This is a genomic window from Dactylosporangium sp. CS-033363 (assembly GCF_050942475.1).
In the GTDB taxonomy this organism is placed as follows: Bacteria; Actinomycetota; Actinomycetes; order Mycobacteriales; family Micromonosporaceae; genus Dactylosporangium.
This window is the reverse complement of sequence record NZ_CP192032.1, coordinates 2,694,533-2,710,463: the sequence shown is the minus strand read 5'-3', so window position 1 is coordinate 2,710,463 and position 15,931 is coordinate 2,694,533. Positions and strand designations below refer to the sequence as shown.

General features: G+C 71.6%; 16 protein-coding genes. 12 read left to right on the top strand and 4 right to left on the bottom strand.

The features are described 5' to 3' along the window. Positions 1 to 2 precede the first annotated feature (2 nt). Positions 3 to 401 carry a VOC family protein gene (locus ACQPZ4_RS12510; protein WP_433059326.1) on the top strand — a complete coding sequence of 133 codons (399 nt, stop codon included), beginning with the start codon at positions 3 to 5 and terminating at the stop codon, positions 399 to 401. Positions 402 to 462: 61 nt separating this feature from the next. Beyond that, on the top strand, positions 463 to 1,197 hold the full coding sequence (locus tag ACQPZ4_RS12505; protein ID WP_433059323.1) for a rhomboid family intramembrane serine protease: 735 nt from the start codon (positions 463 to 465) through the stop codon (positions 1,195 to 1,197). On the opposite strand, the gene ACQPZ4_RS12500 is transcribed toward ACQPZ4_RS12505, so the two are convergent. Next, the gene (locus ACQPZ4_RS12500; RefSeq protein ID WP_433059321.1) at positions 1,151 to 1,654 is read right to left on the bottom strand and encodes a chemotaxis protein CheX; all 504 of its coding nucleotides are present in this window, start codon (positions 1,652 to 1,654) and stop codon (positions 1,151 to 1,153) included. The two genes, ACQPZ4_RS12505 and ACQPZ4_RS12500, sit on opposite strands and share 47 nt — an antisense overlap. Before the next feature lie 167 nt (positions 1,655 to 1,821). Between ACQPZ4_RS12500 and ACQPZ4_RS12495 the strand changes: the two genes are divergently transcribed. From ACQPZ4_RS12495 to meaB, 8 genes are all read left to right on the top strand, one after another. Next, entirely contained in the window at positions 1,822 to 2,370 is a 549-nt protein-coding gene (locus ACQPZ4_RS12495) for an ATP-dependent Clp protease proteolytic subunit (RefSeq protein ID WP_433059318.1), read from the top strand. An 84-nt stretch (positions 2,371 to 2,454) separates the two neighbouring features. Beyond that, complete coding sequence (locus ACQPZ4_RS12490; RefSeq protein WP_433059315.1) at positions 2,455 to 3,729, top strand: acyltransferase family protein; 1,275 nt, start codon at positions 2,455 to 2,457, stop codon at positions 3,727 to 3,729. Between the two features lie 85 nt (positions 3,730 to 3,814). Beyond that, positions 3,815 to 4,108 (top strand): hypothetical protein, encoded by a 294-nt coding sequence (locus ACQPZ4_RS12485; protein WP_433059312.1) that lies wholly within the window; start codon positions 3,815 to 3,817, stop codon positions 4,106 to 4,108. After that, complete coding sequence (locus tag ACQPZ4_RS12480; RefSeq protein WP_433059309.1) at positions 4,105 to 5,493, top strand: hypothetical protein; 1,389 nt, start codon at positions 4,105 to 4,107, stop codon at positions 5,491 to 5,493. The genes ACQPZ4_RS12485 and ACQPZ4_RS12480 overlap by 4 nt, the downstream gene beginning before the upstream one ends. Further along, a complete protein-coding gene (locus ACQPZ4_RS12475; protein WP_433059306.1) occupies positions 5,441 to 6,022 on the top strand; it encodes a hypothetical protein in 582 nt (193 codons plus the stop codon). Before ACQPZ4_RS12480 ends, ACQPZ4_RS12475 begins: the two co-directional genes overlap by 53 nt. 65 nt (positions 6,023 to 6,087) lie before the next feature. After that, the gene (locus ACQPZ4_RS12470; RefSeq protein WP_433059303.1) at positions 6,088 to 7,800 is read left to right on the top strand and encodes a methylmalonyl-CoA mutase subunit beta; all 1,713 of its coding nucleotides are present in this window, start codon (positions 6,088 to 6,090) and stop codon (positions 7,798 to 7,800) included. Between the two features lie 38 nt (positions 7,801 to 7,838). Continuing rightward, positions 7,839 to 9,929, top strand: coding sequence for a methylmalonyl-CoA mutase (gene scpA / locus ACQPZ4_RS12465; protein WP_433066476.1), 2,091 nt, complete (start codon positions 7,839 to 7,841; stop codon positions 9,927 to 9,929). Beyond that, positions 9,887 to 10,879 (top strand): methylmalonyl Co-A mutase-associated GTPase MeaB, encoded by a 993-nt coding sequence (meaB, locus tag ACQPZ4_RS12460; RefSeq protein ID WP_433066473.1) that lies wholly within the window; start codon positions 9,887 to 9,889, stop codon positions 10,877 to 10,879. The genes scpA and meaB overlap by 43 nt, the downstream gene beginning before the upstream one ends. Here meaB and ACQPZ4_RS12455 read toward each other — a convergent pair. Both ACQPZ4_RS12455 and ACQPZ4_RS12450 read right to left on the bottom strand, forming a co-directional pair. Continuing rightward, a complete protein-coding gene (locus tag ACQPZ4_RS12455; protein ID WP_433059300.1) occupies positions 10,876 to 11,067 on the bottom strand; it encodes a ferredoxin in 192 nt (63 codons plus the stop codon). The two genes, meaB and ACQPZ4_RS12455, sit on opposite strands and share 4 nt — an antisense overlap. 612 nt (positions 11,068 to 11,679) lie before the next feature. Continuing rightward, positions 11,680 to 12,603: a hypothetical protein gene (locus ACQPZ4_RS12450; protein ID WP_433059299.1), complete on the bottom strand. Its 924-nt coding sequence runs from the start codon at positions 12,601 to 12,603 to the stop codon at positions 11,680 to 11,682. An 80-nt stretch (positions 12,604 to 12,683) separates the two neighbouring features. Between ACQPZ4_RS12450 and ACQPZ4_RS12445 the strand changes: the two genes are divergently transcribed. Beyond that, positions 12,684 to 13,733 carry a coiled-coil domain-containing protein gene (locus ACQPZ4_RS12445; protein ID WP_433059296.1) on the top strand — a complete coding sequence of 350 codons (1,050 nt, stop codon included), beginning with the start codon at positions 12,684 to 12,686 and terminating at the stop codon, positions 13,731 to 13,733. 64 nt (positions 13,734 to 13,797) lie between these two features. Continuing rightward, positions 13,798 to 15,045 (top strand): hypothetical protein, encoded by a 1,248-nt coding sequence (locus ACQPZ4_RS12440; RefSeq protein ID WP_433059294.1) that lies wholly within the window; start codon positions 13,798 to 13,800, stop codon positions 15,043 to 15,045. On the opposite strand, the gene ACQPZ4_RS12435 is transcribed toward ACQPZ4_RS12440, so the two are convergent. Next, a complete protein-coding gene (locus ACQPZ4_RS12435) occupies positions 15,035 to 15,931 on the bottom strand; it encodes a LysR family transcriptional regulator (protein ID WP_433059291.1) in 897 nt (298 codons plus the stop codon). The two genes, ACQPZ4_RS12440 and ACQPZ4_RS12435, sit on opposite strands and share 11 nt — an antisense overlap.

Here is a 15,931-nt window from a genome sequence, read left to right as displayed (position 1 = left end):
GCATGCCGTTGAGCAGCTTCCCATTGCGCGCCTCGATCGCCGTGTCCGACATTCGCGCGGCCGTCGCCTTCTACGAGGGCAAACTGGGCCTGCCGGTCCTCAGATCCGGCCCCAGCGCCCAAATCGAGGACGGCGGCCGCGTCTATGGTTCGGGCGGCGGTCCGGCCCTGAACGTGTACCAGTCGCCGACCGCCGGCACCACGGCCGCGACCCTGGCCACGTGGTACGTCGACGACCTGGACCAGATCGTGGACGAGCTGGTGGCCGCGGGCGTCGAGATCGTGCGGTACGACCAGTTCGTCCACGACGCGCGCGGCATCACACCGCGGGCGGGCGGCGGGCGGATCGCCTGGATCCAGGACCCGGACGGCAACACCTTCGCCCTGGAGTCGGACACCTGACCTCGGACATAGGTGACATTTGTCGGTACCGCGCCGTCTCCGCCCTTCCTACGCTCGTTCCATGAGCAATCGCCGGTTCCCGGTCGCCACGGCCGTCGTGTTCGTCCTGACCGCGGTCGCGGAGCTGCTGCAGTGGACGGTGAAGGGCTGGGGCGAGGCCCTGCAGCGCGACCCCGACGGGCTCACCTGGGCGCACTGGTGGCGGCTGGTCACGCCGCTGTTCACGCAGATGGCCTCGCCCGGGGTCTCGGGGACCGCGCAGTTCGTCAGCAACATGCTGTTCCTGGCCGTCATCGGCGTCGGCGCCGAATGGGTCCTCGGGCCCCGCTGGTGGCTCGCCGGCTACGTCACGGGCGGCATCGTCGGGCAGATCACCGGGTACTGGCTGGAACCCCCCGGCGGCGGCACCTCGGTCGCCGTGCTCGGGGTGGCGGCGCTGTTCGCGATGGCCGTCGTCCTCGGCGCGCAGGCCCAGTCGGTGTCGCTGATGTTCGTCGGCTACTTCCTGGCCGCGATCACCCTGGTCAGCCTGACGAACGTGATCGCCGCGGTCATCGTGATCGGGGCCGGGGCGTGGCTGTACCAGTTCGCGCGGGGGCGCTGGCCCCGCCGGGCCGATCTCACGCTCGTCGGCGTCTCGGTGCTCTTCGCCGCGGTGCTGATCGCGGCCGGGGACCATCACGGGTGGGCGTTCGCGGCCGGCATGGCACTGGCGCCGCTGTACCGCCTGCGCCGCGTGTCCGGAACCGCTACGGCTTCTTCGCTATCAGGGGCAGGCCGGCCCGGTCCGGGTTGACGTGCAGGACGCTGAAGGTGATCGGCTCGCCGTTCGGCCACGCGATGGACAAGCGGTGCGTCTCCCGTGTGGCAGGGAACAGCATGCGGCCCGTCGCCACCACCGGCAGGCCCAGTTTGGCCGGCTGCGTGCCGCGGTTCTTGATGTTGCCGCCGATGACGTTGATGAGTTCGCCCATGGCGTCCGTGACGTCCTGGTCGGTGACCTCGCCGGACTCCATGGCCAGCATCAGGGCGGTGATGTCGCCGGCGGCGGTCGGCGGTACCAGGACGCGGACGTGGCCCTCCCAGGCGCCGGTGATCGAGACGGCCGCGGTGATGGCCTTGCGGTCCTCGGCGGCCACAGAATCGGTCGGGGTCGCTTCGGGCTGCTGCAGGTAGGCGTCCCAGACCTCGCTGACGATCTCGAGAAGGTCGCGATCGACCAGGCCGGACTCTGCGGCGGAAACGTCCGCCATGGCGGCTCCCGAATGGTGCGTGCGCGGCACCGCCTGCCGGTGCCTCCTCCCCCGCATGGTGCCAGTCCAGGGTTTCAACGCAGCCGGTTTGCCATATTTGTGAAGCCCTCAGCGGAATCCAAGGTGCACGAGGGGTCGAAGCACGCATTCGCGCCTATGTTCGGCGCATGCAGCCGTTCAACGAACAAGAGCCGACCTGGCTGGACCAGCAGTTGTTCACGCGACGCATGGTGTTCCTGCGCGGGCCGATCGAGGCGGACATGGCGTCCCGGGCGGCGGCCACGCTGCTGGCCCTCGACGCCACCGGCGGCGAGCCGATCAGCGTCCACCTGAGCGCCGACCGCGGCGACCTCGCCGCCGTCTGGACGCTCGTCGACGCCATCGACTCGATCGGGGCGCCGGTGCACGCCACCGCCGTCGGGGAGGTCAGCGGCGCCGCCCTCGGGGTGTACTGCGCCGCCGCCGAGCGCACCGCCTTCGCCCACGCGCGGTTCCGGCTCGCCGAGCCCAAGGTGACCTCGCCCGGCGGGACGGCCGACCAGGTGGTCGCCGAGGCGGGGCGGTACCTGCGCGATCTGGAGGACCTCATCCTGCGCATCGCCGGGGCGACGGGCCAGCCGCGCTCGAGGGTCGAGGACGACCTGCAGGCCGGCAAGGTGCTCAGCGCACCGGAGGCGATCGACTACGGGCTGGTGAGCGCCATCGTCACACGGTGACACCCGTGTTAAATGCTCATCAAGGGCGGATGTCACGCATCCGGACGTTTCGACATAAGCTCCCGGCGCTGGTTACAGTGCCGAGTGCTCAAAGCCGAAGGCAATCCCCCGGTGCGGCGCGAAGGCCGCCTCGCCGCCCTCGACGGCATGCGACTCATCGCCGCGCTGCTCGTGGTGGTGTACCACTACGTCGGCACCCCGCAGTCCCAGCTGTGGGAGCGGGGCAACCGTGCCGTGTTCGGGCGGCTGTTCGACTTCGCCAACTACGGCTACCTCGGTGTCCAGCTGTTCTTCCTGATCTCCGGCTTCGTCATCTGCATGAGCTGCTGGGACCGCAACCTCAAGGACTTCGTCGTCTCGCGGGTCACCCGGCTGTACCCGATGTACTGGGTGGCCGTCGTCATCTCGTTCCTCGTCGTGCACTTCAACCGCGACACCGCGCTGTCCACCGGCGTGATCAAGGCCCCGACCACGCTGTCCGACGTGCTCGTGAACCTCACCATGGCGCAGGACGCGCTCTCGGTCAGAAGCGTGGACGGCGTGTACTGGACCCTCTGGGCCGAACTCCGCTTCTACCTGCTCTTCGCGATCGTGGTCGGGCTCGGCCTCACGTACCGCCGGGTGGTCGCCTTCTGCGCGCTCTGGCTGATCGCGACGATCCTGACCGTGGGCCACAGCATCCCGCTGATCGACTCCGTCGTGCAGCCGATGTTCTCGCCGTACTTCGTCGCGGGCATCCTGCTGTACCTCGTGCACCGCTTCGGCTCGACCCCGCTGCTCTGGGGACTCATCGGGCTGTCGTTCATCCTCGCGCAGCACCAGGTGCTCGCCGACACGCGGCACATGAACCAGTTCCTCGGCGTACACATGAAGTGGACGTTCGCGATGGTGATCGTCGGTGGCTGCTTCGTGGCGGTGTCGGCGGCCGCGCTGGGCCTGCTCGACCGGTTCCGGTGGAAGTGGCTCACGGTCGCCGGGGTGCTGACCTATCCGCTGTACCTGCTGCACCAGGACATCGGGGTGATCACGATCCGCAAGCTCAAGGGCGTGATCGCGCCGTACCCGCTGCTGGCCGGCATGATCGCGGCGATGCTGATCGCCGCCTATCTCGGCCACCGGCTGATCGAGCGGCCGTTCGCGCCCCGGCTGAAGCGCCTGCTGCAGTCCGGGATGAACCTCGATCCGCCCTCGCGTGTCCTGCCCCGGGGTGAACATGCCATCCGTACCGACAAACCGGTCGAACCACCCGTGCCGGGCCCCGGAATCACCCCCGCGCAACGTATAGTCCCGGCGGTCGAGCGCGACGGGGACCACGATCCGGTGGGGGTTGGCAATGGCGGAGGGCGCAGCCGGAAATAGGCGGCTCGCGGCACGGCTGACCGTCGTCGTCCTGGCGGCCGGAGCGCTCGTCCCGGCCGCCTGGAACGCCGTGCACGCCGCCCACATGGGCGCCTACCTCGCCGTGCGGTACCGCGGCGCCACCGACGGCCCGCAGCACCGCGTGATCGCGGCCATGGAGCACCTCGGGTCCGAGATGGACGCCCGGGTGCCCGCCGGCACGCGGGTCTGGGTCGACGACCCCGACGAGGTGTGGTGGTTCCGGATGCAGGAGCTCGTCACCATGCACGGGCTGGTGCTCACCAAGGACCGCGCCGGCGCCGAGCTGGTGCTGCGCCGCAGGCCGGACCCGGCCGCGCCGGGCGGGACCGGCCTGGAGATCACGGCGGTGGCCGGATGACCAGCGTGGTGGCCGTCTTCGTACTCGTCGTGTCCGGGCTGCCCCTGGCCTGGGCGCTGACCCGTTCGGTACCGCTGGCCACGCTCCTGTCCCCGCTCGCCGGCGCCGGCGTGGCGACCGCCGCCGTGGTGCTCATGCTGTGGCTGCGCGGCCCGCTGCTGCCGTGGTGCGCCGCCGTCTTCGCCGGGACCGTCGTCATCGCCTGGCTGGTACGCCACGCCGCCCCCGTCGCCACGCTCGGCTGGCTGGAGGCGGGGCTGCTGGGAGTACCACTGCTGGCGCCTTTCCTGATGATGTTCGACCAGCCGCTGAGCTGGGACACGCACGCGATCTGGTGGCAGCACTCCGGGTATCTGGCGCACGGCGGGGACTTCGCGCGGGCCGCGATCGGCAGCGAGGCGCTCGCGGTGACCCACACCGACTATCCGCCGATCGCCTCGGCGCCGATCGCGGTCGTGTGGCAGCTGCTGGACTCGTTCACGTTCCGCCCGGCGATCGCGGTGAACGTCGCCGTCACCTTCTCCGGCGTCGCGCTGGTGGGCTTCGCGGTGCGCCGGGCCACCGCGGCCGCGCCCGCCTGGCTGTCGATCCCGGCCGGGGTCCTGGCCGGATTCGGGGCCTGGCTGCCCGAGTTCACCGGGCCCGCGCTGGGCTACAGCGACACCATGTGCGCGGCCGCCTTCGTGGGCGGCGCGGTGCTGCTGCTCGGCCGCCCGGAGCCCGCCGGGGTGACGCCGCCGGCGCTGTTCCTGGTCTCCGCCGCGGTACTCACGAAGAACGAGGGCCTGCCGCTGGCCGTCATGCTGGCCGTGGCGGCGACCGTGCGGTACCGCCGCGATCTCCGTCGCGCCGCGTGGTGCTGGCTGCCGCTCGGGGTGACCGCGGTGTGGTCGGCGACCACCCGGCTCCTCGGCGCCGAGAACGACCTCATGGCCGAGGGCCGCTTCAGCGCGCTGCTGCGCGGCGACGCCGACGCCTGGGGCCGCCTCGGTGCGATCCAGCGCGGGATGTTCGAGCAGGTCAGCCTGGTCCTGGTGGCGGCGGCGCTGGCGGCCCTGGTCGGGGCCGCGTTCCTGCGCGGGCGGCGCCGCGAGCTGGGCCTGGCCGGGGACGGCTGGCTGTGGGCGGTGCTGGGCGGATACTGGGCGGCGATCACGTTCATCTATCTGATTTCGCCGTACCCCATCGAGTGGCACCTGATGACCTCGGCGAACCGGGTTACGATCGTGGTGGCGATGCTGGCCTGTGTCAGCGCCGCCGGCTGGCTCGCCGTCGCCCTCGCCCCGGGCGGCGCCCCGAGCCGTCCGATCCCGCCCCAGTTATCCGCGGAGCGTGACCGTGGAGATCGAGGTGACCGGCGTCCAGCCGGTGCCGGAGCCGCCTGAGCGCGCCCGCAACCCGCGCCGGACGCTGAGCATCGCCATCGCCCTGGCCGTCGGGGCCGCGTTCGGGTTCGCCGTGGCCGCCGCCCGGCCCGCCCCGCGGACGAGCGCCGGCGTGGCCACCGCGCCCAGCATCGCGGTGGCGAGCGACACCGGGCTCAGCGCGCAGGAGACGGCCGACATGGTCCGCCGGGTGGCCGAGTACAACAAGCGCGACCCCGCCGCGGTGGAGACCACGCCGGAGCGGTTCATGAGCGGACGCCGCAACAACATCACCCGGCTGGACGACGACCGGTCCTACCCGGCCGGCGAGTACCGCCTGCAGGTGATCTGTCTCGGCGACGGCCAGGTCTGGGGGCTGTTCCGGATCGGCGACGACGAGACGTACGTCGACATGGACTGCCACGCCGACCGGGTCCTGTTCACCCAGCTGCTGCTCACCGCCCACGCCGGCGGCCGGCGCACGGTGACGGCGGTGACCGACGCCCCGCTCGGCGTCGCGATCGGGCTGCAGATTCTGCAAAAAGGCTAGGTGACCCCGGTGGAGGTTGTCACAGACCGGAACGTGTCCCGGGAAGCGGATCTAACGTGTCCAGCATGAGCGCGCCCACCCAAGACGATCTCCGGGACTGGCAGCGGCTCGCACTTGGCGTGCTGCGCAAGTCCGGGCTGGCCGGCGAGGACACCCCGCCCGAGGCGGTCGCCGGCCTGCTGGCCACCGAGACGTACGACGGGCTGCGGATCGCGCCGCTGTACACCGCGGCCGACCGGGCCCCGGACGCCGGCGCGCCCGGGCACATGCCGTTCGTGCGGGGCGGGAGCACCGCGCCGCGGCCGTGGGACGTGCGCCAGCGCCACGCCGACCCGGACCCGAAGGCGACCCGGGCCGCGGTCCTGGCCGACCTGGAGAACGGGGCCACCTCGCTGTGGCTCTCCGGCGTCGCCCCGGCCGACCTCGCCGAGGCGCTCGACGGCGTACTGCTCGATCTCGCCCCGGTCGTGCTCGACTACGGCCCGCTGGGCCTGGAGGCCGCCCGCGCGTTCCTCGCCCTGCCCGGCGCCGACAAGTCCGGCAACCTCGGCCTCGACCCGCTGGGGCTGGAGGCGCGGACGGGCACCGAGTCGGAAATGTCGGTTCTGTCGGCCTTCCTCAAGTCGCCGGTGCCGATCGCCACGGTCGACGCGACGGTCTACCACGACGCGGGCGGCGACGACGCCCAGGAGATCGGGTACGCCACCGCCACCGGCGTCGCCTACCTGCGCGAACTGGTCGCGGCCGGGCTCAGCGCCGGGATGGCCCTCAAGCAGCTCGAGTTCCGCTTCGCCGCCACCGCCGACCAGTTCGCCACGATCGCCAAGCTGCGCGCCGCCCGCCGGATCTGGGCCCGGGTCGCGCAGGTCTGCGACGTGCCGCACCTGGGCGCGCAGCGGCAGCACGCGGTCACCAGCGACGCGATGATGACCGCGCGCGACCCGTGGACCAACCTCCTGCGTACCACCGTGGCGTGCTTCGCGGCCGGGACCGGCGGCGCCGGCGCGGTCACCGTCCAGCCGTTCGACGCCCGGCTCGGCCTGCCCGACGGCTTCTCCCGGCGCATCGCCCGCAACACCCAGTCGCTGCTCATCGAGGAGTCCGGGGTCGCCCGGGTGCTCGACCCGGCCGGCGGCTCCTGGTACGTCGAGTCGCTCACCGACGCCCTCGCGCACGCCGCCTGGGACGTCTTCACCGAGGTCGAGCGGGCCGGCGAGATGGCCGCGGCGCTGCGTTCGGGGCTGGTCGAGGAGCGCATCGGCGCCGTCCGGCAGCGGCGCGAGGCCGACCTGGCCCACCGCCGGCAACCGATCACCGGCGTCTCGGAGTTCCCCGACCTGGCCGAACGCCGGCCGGTGCGTCCCCCGGCACCGTTGAAGCCCTCCGGGGGTCTCCAGCAGATTTGGTACGCCCAGAGCTTCGAACACCTCCGCGACGTCGCCGAGGCCGCGCCGGAACCGCCGACCGTCCGCCTGGTCGCGCTCGGTTCCACGGCGTCCAACTCGGCCCGGGTGTCCTTCGCGGCCAACCTGTTCGCGGCCGGCGGCGTCCGCCTCGCCGAGGACAGCACGTCGGCGGTCGCCTGCATCTGCGGCTCCGATCGCTCGTACGGCGAGGAGGCCGCCGCCACCGCCGCCCGCCTGAAGTCCGAGGGCGTGACGGCGGTGTGGCTGGCCGGCCAGGGCTCCTACGAGGGCGTGGACGCGTACCTGTTCACCGGCTGCGACGCGCTGGACGTGCTGCGCCGGACGCACGAGGACCTGGGAGTGGCACCGTGATCCCCGACTTCTCCGAGGTGGCCCTGGGCACCCCTACCGTGTCGTCGGAAGCTCCCGATCGGTCAGAGGTCTGGGCCACGCCGGAGGGCATCGACGTCAAGGGCGTGTACGGCCCCGACGACCTCGCCGGGGTCGAGTTCCTGCACGGGCTGCCGGGCATCGCGCCGTACGTGCGCGGGCCCTATCCGACGATGTACACGACCCAGCCGTGGACGGTGCGGCAGTACGCCGGATTCTCCACGGCCGAGGAGTCCAACGCGTTCTACCGGCGCAACCTCGCGGGCGGGCAGAAGGGCCTCTCGGTCGCCTTCGACCTGGCCACCCACCGCGGCTACGACTCCGACCACCCGCGCGTGGCCGGCGACGTGGGCATGGCCGGCGTGGCGATCGACTCGATCCTGGACATGCGGCGGCTCTTCGAGGGCATCCCGCTGGACCGGATGAGCGTCTCGATGACCATGAACGGGGCCGTGCTGCCGGTGCTGGCGCTGTTCATCGTGGCCGCGGAGGAGCAGGGGGTGAAGCCGGAGCAGCTCTCGGGGACGATCCAGAACGACATCCTCAAGGAGTTCATGGTCCGCAACACCTACATCTACCCGCCAGCGCCGTCCATGCGGATCATCAGCGACATCTTCGGGTACACCTCGACGCACATGCCGAAGTTCAACTCCATCTCCATCTCCGGCTACCACATCCAGGAGGCCGGGGCGACCGCCGACCTGGAACTGGCGTACACGCTCGCCGACGGCGTGGAGTACCTGCGGGCCGGCCGCGACGCCGGGCTGGACGTGGACGCGTTCGCGCCGCGGCTGTCGTTCTTCTGGGCCATCGGCATGAACTTCTTCATGGAGGTCGCCAAGCTGCGGGCCGGGCGGCTGCTGTGGGCGCGGCTGGTGCGCGAGTTCGGCGCCAAGAACCCCAAGTCGCTGAGCCTGCGCACGCACTGCCAGACGTCGGGCTGGTCGCTGACCGCCCAGGACGTGTTCAACAACGTGGTGCGCACCTGCATCGAGGCGATGGCGGCGACCCAGGGCCACACCCAGTCGCTGCACACCAACGCCCTCGACGAGGCACTCGCGCTGCCGACCGACTTCTCGGCCCGCATCGCCCGCAACACCCAGCTGCTGCTGCAGCAGGAGTCCGGCACCACGCGGGTGATCGACCCGTGGGGCGGCAGCGCGTACGTCGAGCGCCTCACCCACGATCTCGCCGCGAAGGCCTGGGCCCACATCGAGGAGGTCGAGAAGGCCGGCGGCATGGCCCGCGCGATCGACGAGGGCATCCCGAAGCTGCGCATCGAGGAGGCGGCCGCCCGCACCCAGGCCCGCATCGACTCGGGCCGGCAGCCGGTGATCGGCGTCAACAAGTACCGCCCCGACACCGACGAGCCGATCGACGTCCTCAAGGTCGACAACTCGGCCGTCCGCGCGGCCCAGATCGCCAAACTCGAACGGCTGCGCGCCGAGCGCGACGAGGCTTCGTGTCAGGACGCCCTGACCGCCCTGACCGAGGGCGCCACGAACGGCGGCAACCTCCTGGAACTGTCGGTGAACGCGGCGAGAGCCCACGCGACCGTCGGCGAGATCTCCGACGCCCTGGAGAAGGTCTTCGGGCGGCACACGGCGCAGATCCGTACCATTTCCGGGGTGTATCGCGACGAGGCCGCCGGAGCCGGCAACGTGGAGCGGGTCCGCGCCGCGACCGACACGTTCGCCGAGGACGAGGGCCGCCGCCCCCGCATCCTGGTCGCCAAGATGGGCCAGGACGGCCACGACCGCGGCCAGAAGGTGATCGCCACCGCCTTCGCGGACCTCGGCTTCGACGTCGACGTGGGCCCCCTGTTCTCCACCCCGGCGGAGGTGGCCCGCCAGGCGGTCGAGGCCGACGTCCACATCGTCGGCGTCAACTCCCTGGCCGCCGGCCACCTGACCCTGGTCCCCGCCCTGCGCCACGAACTGTCCGAACTGGGCCGCGACGACATCCTCATCGTGGTCGGCGGCGTCATCCCACCCCAGGACTACGACGCCCTGCGCGAGGCGGGCGCGGCCGCGATCTTCGGCCCCGGCACGGTCATCGCCGACGCAGCATTGGATCTGCTGGAGGTGCTGCGATCCCGGTTGCAGCACTGAGCGACCTGCTCGACGGCGTCCGCTCCGGCTCGAGGGCCTGGATCGCCCGCTCGATCACGCTCGTCGAATCCACGCGCGCCGACCACCGCACGCGCGCCCAGGAACTGCTGCACGCCCTGACCCCCCACGCCGGCGCCGCAAGGCGAATCGGCATCACCGGCGTCCCCGGTGTAGGTAAATCGACATTCATCGACGCTTTGGGGATGTACCTGATCGAGTCCGGCCACCGCGTGGCGGTGCTGGCCATCGACCCGTCCTCGACCCGCACGGGCGGCAGCATCCTGGGCGACAAGACCCGGATGAACCGCCTCGCGGCTTCTCCGGACGCCTTCGTCCGCCCCTCCCCCACGTCGGGCACCCTGGGCGGCGTGGCCCGGGCGACCCGCGAGGCCATGCTGATCGTCGAGGCCGCGGGCTACGACGTGGTCCTGGTGGAAACGGTCGGCGTGGGCCAGTCCGAGACCACGGTGGCGGACATGGTCGACACGTTCCTGCTGCTGGCCCTGGCGCGGACGGGCGACCAGCTGCAGGGCATCAAGAAGGGCGTCCTGGAACTGGCGGACGTCATCGCGGTCAACAAGGCCGACGGCCCCCACGAGCAGGAGGCCCGAGCGGCGGCACGCGAACTTTCGGGCGCGTTGCGCCTGCTGCACTCCTCGACGGCGGTTTTGACGTGCAGCGGCCTGACGGGCGCGGGCCTGCCGGAACTGTGGGACCGTTTGCAGCGCCACCACTCGGCCCTGTCCGCGAACGGCGACTTGCAGGCCCGCCGCGACCGGCAGCAGATCGGCTGGGTCTGGGCGATGACCCGCGACACTCTGCTGGACGGCCTGCGCACCTCTGCCGCGGTCCGCGACCTGGCCCCGCGCGTGGAACAGGACGTGCTGACCGGCAAACTGACCCCGGTCCAGGCGGCGGAAGCGCTTCTGGCGGCGTACCGCGGCGCTTAGACCTCCGTGATGGTGATCGCCTCCATGGGACACATGTCGACGGCGTCCTGAACGGCTTCGCTGGGCTCGACCACCGCGTTGATGGGGTTTGAGCGGCCTTCGACGTCGTCGAGCTCGAAGTGCGTCGGGGCCACGCCTACGCAGCTTCCGGAGCCGATGCAGGTGTCGTTGACGGTGATTCGCCACATGGGGCTCAATCTATCCTTTCCACCGGACCGATGGGCACCACATATGTGCCCTCGTCCGATGGTTCGGCCCGCCTGTCGGCGGCCCACAGGGTTGGCGTGGTCCCGGTTCGACGTTGCTTACGGTTGGTGGTCCGGACCGTTGGGGACCGCCGGGTCCGTCGTGGTCATCATTCGGTGGTACAACTCAGCAAATTGGATTTTTAACCAAATTTCTCTCCGGGACCACCGAACGTCGACCACTGCGGACCCGGCTCCGAATTTACGGTCTGGACCACCGAACGGCGACCAAAGTCGTCACCGGGACCACGCTAATACATTCCGGTCGCGCAGGCGGCCGGGGACCATCGGCCGAGGGCACATAGCGGTGCCCATCGGTCCGGCCGTTGCTTTTAAATACGCCCATGAGATAATAAAAACGTGGGACAAATGTCATTGTTCGGCCGAGCCGAATTGACGGCAATGCGTGACACCACGAGACGAAGAAACTATTGCGCCAGCACGGAGAAATTCCGGCAGGAGCACAAAAGGCACCGCGACTGGGGCCTCCAGCAACGCCACACCCTGAATCTGCGCCGCCTGGCGGCCGAGAAGATGCGCATGGCGGTCGAGCGGCTAAGCGGGCTCCGGAGCGCGCCGGAGCTTGGTGGCGCCGCCCTCCCGCCACCAGGCGGCGTAGGTGCTGTCCCACGGGAGCGGGTCGCGCCGCGGGCCGTCGAAGCGGTACGTGCGGCGGGTGGGGAAGACCGTGACGGCCATTTCGGCCTCGGACTCGTGGGAGGCGAGGCGCACCTCGTCGAAGGAGGGGTCCACGGCGACGATCGGGCGGCCGCTCATGGCGAGGTGGATGTGGTCGAAGATGCCGTGCTCGAAGTTGTCGAAGACGGTGATCGTCAGGAAGCAGGCGCCGAGCGGGTTCGGCGGGTCGGGGTTTTCGCGGGCGTCGGCCCATTCGGCGACCGTGTGGCCGGCCGCCCACGTGAAGCGGGCCACCTCGCCTGGGCGCAGGAGGCGTTCGCGTCGTGCGGGGGTCGGGTCCTGGAAGTGGGCCTGCTCGTCGAGGCGGACGCGGGCGGTGGTGGCGCCCTCGTTGATGAGGATGCCGTCGGTGCGGAAGTGCAGGGGTGTGTTGCGCTCGGCGTCCCGGGCGTAGAGGCGGGCCGGGGAGGCGGCTTCGGCGGAGGGCTCCACGAGTGGGGGCCAGAGCGGGGTTTCCAGGAGGGCTATGACGAGGGGTGCGCGCTCGTCGGTGCGGGCGCGGGCCGCTTCGCGCAGGGCGGCGGTGGCTTGCTGGAGCATTTCCTGGGTGAGGGCGACCTGGTCCTCGGCGGCCTTGGCCTGGGTGGCGTTGAGCTCGACCTGGTGGTGCAGCTCCGGCAGTTGCCTGGCGGCCGTCCGGGCCGCGGCCCGGCCCGCGCGGGCAGCCGAGAAGGCGGCGAACGCCGCGGCGAGGGCACCTATGGCCGCGACGATCTGCATCCACTCGGCCGGTGTCACCCGGCCTAGGGCGGCGGTCAGCGCATCCCAGAAGGCCCGCATCCGTCGGATCTGCCCCGGGCGGGGACTAATAAGCACAAGAACCTCAAGTCAGCCCGGGCAGCGCCGATCAGCCGAGCAGTATGACCAGATCACGATGGATCGTGGCGGCCCTGTGCGCCCTGTTGGTCCTGCTGACGCCCGTCCCGGCGTCGGCTGTGCCCGGGCAGCCGAAGCCGTCCCCCAAGACGACCGAGGCCGACGAGGCCGGGTCCACCGAGCTCTCCGAGCGGCTCGAGACGGCCAACCGGGCCTACATCGACGCGCAGAATCTGCTGGCGGCGTCGCAGCAGCGGCAGGCGCTCGTGCAGGCGCAACAGGCGGAGCTCGAGCCGCGGTACCAGAAGCTGGTGCGCGAGACCGAGACGGTGACCGTGAAGGCGTACCAGTACGGCGGCGGCCTTCGCGACGCGGCGACCCTGCTCGACAGTCGCAGCCCGGGGGTGTTCGCCGATCGGGTGAGCCTGCTGGAGCTCGTGGCGCGGCGGCAGAACGCCGATCTGCGGGAGCTGGCCAGTGTGCGGGCCAGCCTGGAAGCCAACCGGGCCACCATCGACAACGAGGTGCGGCGGCAACAGCAGCAGCTCGATGTGATGGCGCAGCAGAAGGCGGCGGTCGAGCAGGCGCTCGCCGAGGCGCTCAACCGGGAGTCGCAGCCGATCATCGACCCGGGCACGACCGTAAGCACGAAGACGCCCTTGACGGCAGCGCAGCCGGCGCCGCGGCGGCCCGACGGGTCCTGGCCCACGGAGACGTGCAGCCTGCACGACCCCACGACGAGCGGGTGCCTCACGCCGCGGACGCAGCATGCGCTGGAGCAGGTGAAGCTGGCCGGGTTCGAGCACTACGTGTCGTGCTTCCGGCCGAGCGGGCCCTACGAGCATCCCAAGGGGCGGGCCTGTGACTTCGCGGCCGATCCGAAGGGGTTCGGGGGGATCGCGATCGGGGCGGCCAAGGAGTACGGGACCGAGCTCGCGACCTGGCTGGTGCGCAACGCCACGGCACTCGGGGTCATGTACGTCATCTGGTACCGCCAGATCTGGACGCCGGCCGCGGGCTGGCATCCGTACCGGAGCGGCAAGGGCGATCCGAGCAGTGACCACACGAACCACGTACACATGTCCATCTATTGACGACCTTGCGCGAAGGTGATCTGATCCGAGAACTCTTCACGTTCTGGGATCGAGGAGACCGCCAGTGTCCAAGTTCCTTCGTGCCTTCGCCGTCGCCGCCCTCGTCGCCTCCGGGGCGGTCGTCGCCACCGCCGGACCCGCCGCCGCCGCGCTGCCCACCGCCGCCGTCGCCCTCGGCGACAGCTTCATCAGCGGCGAGGGGGCCGGCAGTTACCAGCCCGTCGTCGACGTGAACGGGGTCGCGCAGGGCTTCCCCGGCTGGTCGGCGCCGAACTCCAACGCGTTCTTCTGCCACCGCTCCGCCAACGCCTCGCTGCTGCAGGCGACCCTGCCCGGCATCCAGGACCGGTACAACCTCGCCTGCTCCGGCGGCCGCCCGGCCGACTTCGCGACGGCCAGTGCCGCCCGCGACAAGGGGCGGACCGTCACCGCCCAGCTCGACCAGCTGCGCGCCGTCGCCCAGACCCACGACATCGATCTGGTACTCGTCGGGCTCGGCTCCAACAACAGCCAGTTCACCTTCGGGGACGTGGCCGAGAAGTGCGCCAACCGGTTCATCGCCGACGCGTGGACGGGGTGGTGGGAGTTCTGGGCGTACCTCAACGGCCCCGTCGAGCAGGCCCCGTGCGCCGCCGGGGACCTCGCGACCGCCGCGCAGATGTCCGCCGCCACCGCCGAGACCGTCGCCGCGATCCGCCAGCTGCTCGTGACGCTCGACCAGGTCGACGCCGACCACCAGCACAAGGTCGTCTTCCAGGACTACACGAACCCGCTGCCGTTCGACCTCGACCCGTCCTACTGGGAGGCCGACGGGCGCCAGGACGACCGGGACAAGTTCCGCGACCTCGGCGCGCTGCGGTACGCCGCCGGCTGCCCCATCCACCGCGCCAGCCTGTCGGCCGGGCACCTGTTCTCACAGGGCCTCGGCACGCTGGTGCAGAACGTGCGCAACACCGTGGCGGCCGAGCGCCCGAACGACGACCTGGTGTTCCTCGACGTCCAGCACGCCTTCGACGGGGCCCGGCTGTGCGAGCACCCCGGCAGCCCGGCGGGCGCCCTCGCCACGCCGATCCGGCTGCAGGACGGCCCGAGCGGCACGTTCGTGACCAGCCTGTCCGGCAAGGACAAGATCGCCATCCAGAAGATCGCGAACACCTGCGCGTCGTACTTCCAGACGTGCCAGGAGTCGTGGCACCCCACGGCCGCGGGCCAGGCCGTGCTGGGCAAGTGCCTGACGGCGGCGACGGCGGCCGGGCCCAGGGCGGCGGTCACCTGCACCCGCCAGCCGGACGGCACGATCGTCACCGGCTAGGCGGCAGTACCGCCTGGAGGCACGACAGCAGCGCCTCGACCGCCGGCACCCGCGCCCGGGCCGCGGTCACATGGGCGTCCAGGCTGCGAGCGCCGGCCACGGGCAGCGCGGTCACCGTGATCTCGTCCCGGTGCATGTCCCGCAGGGCGAGGTCCGGCGCGATCGTGGCGCCGTGGCCGGCCGCGACCAGGGCCAGCACCGTCGGGTAGTCCACGCAGGCGTGCGCGCGGCGGGGCACGAAGCCCCGCTCGCGGCACACCCGGTCGAGGATCTGGCCGGTCGTCGAGGAGGGCGGGCCGGCCACCCACGGGCGGTCGGCCAGGTCCTCCAACGCGTGCACCGGCGGCCACCCGACCGGGACGACCACGCGGTACGGGTCGTCACAGAGCGGTACCACGGAAACCTGACGGTGCTGCAGGGTGCGCTGCACGGCGTCGCGCTCGGTGATGGTGAGATCGATCCCGCCCAGCCGCAGCTCGCGCAGGGCCGTCGCGCCCTCCAGCTCGGTGATCGAGCAGACGACGTCCGGGAACTCCGCCGCCAGCCGGTCCATCGCCGGGACCAGCAGGTGGCGGATCACGGTCGCGAACGCCGCCACCCGCACCAGGCCCGCGGCCCGGCCCGACAGCGCCGCGAGCTCGCGCTCGGCCGCGCCCAGTTCACGGGCGATCGCCTCGGCGCGGTCGGCCAGGATGCGGCCCGCCGCGGTCAGCACGGCCCGGCGCCCGGTCCGGTCGACCAGCGGCCGCCCCACACTGTGCTCGAGCTGCGCCAGCTGCTGCGACACCGCCGACGGGGTCACGTGCAGGGCGGCCGCGGCGCCGGCCAGGGTGCCGCGGCGGGCGATCGCGGCGAGCACGGCCAGCCGGCGCGGGTCGAGGTCCAT

Bases quoted from the DNA above. Each gene is read 5' to 3' on its own strand.
- ACQPZ4_RS12510 (WP_433059326.1), top strand. From the start codon at position 3: ATGCCGTTGAGCAGCTTCCCATTGCGCGCCTCGATCGCCGTGTCCGAC.
- ACQPZ4_RS12450 (WP_433059299.1), bottom strand. From the start codon at position 12,603: ATGCGGGCCTTCTGGGATGCGCTGACCGCCGCCCTAGGCCGGGTGACA.
- ACQPZ4_RS12505 (WP_433059323.1), top strand. From the start codon at position 463: ATGAGCAATCGCCGGTTCCCGGTCGCCACGGCCGTCGTGTTCGTCCTG.
- ACQPZ4_RS12470 (WP_433059303.1), top strand. From the start codon at position 6,088: ATGAGCGCGCCCACCCAAGACGATCTCCGGGACTGGCAGCGGCTCGCA.
- ACQPZ4_RS12485 (WP_433059312.1), top strand. From the start codon at position 3,815: ATGGGCGCCTACCTCGCCGTGCGGTACCGCGGCGCCACCGACGGCCCG.
- ACQPZ4_RS12435 (WP_433059291.1), bottom strand. From the start codon at position 15,931: ATGGACCTCGACCCGCGCCGGCTGGCCGTGCTCGCCGCGATCGCCCGC.
- ACQPZ4_RS12445 (WP_433059296.1), top strand. From the start codon at position 12,684: ATGACCAGATCACGATGGATCGTGGCGGCCCTGTGCGCCCTGTTGGTC.
- ACQPZ4_RS12495 (WP_433059318.1), top strand. From the start codon at position 1,822: ATGCAGCCGTTCAACGAACAAGAGCCGACCTGGCTGGACCAGCAGTTG.
- ACQPZ4_RS12500 (WP_433059321.1), bottom strand. From the start codon at position 1,654: ATGGCGGACGTTTCCGCCGCAGAGTCCGGCCTGGTCGATCGCGACCTT.
- ACQPZ4_RS12455 (WP_433059300.1), bottom strand. From the start codon at position 11,067: ATGTGGCGAATCACCGTCAACGACACCTGCATCGGCTCCGGAAGCTGC.
- ACQPZ4_RS12480 (WP_433059309.1), top strand. From the start codon at position 4,105: ATGACCAGCGTGGTGGCCGTCTTCGTACTCGTCGTGTCCGGGCTGCCC.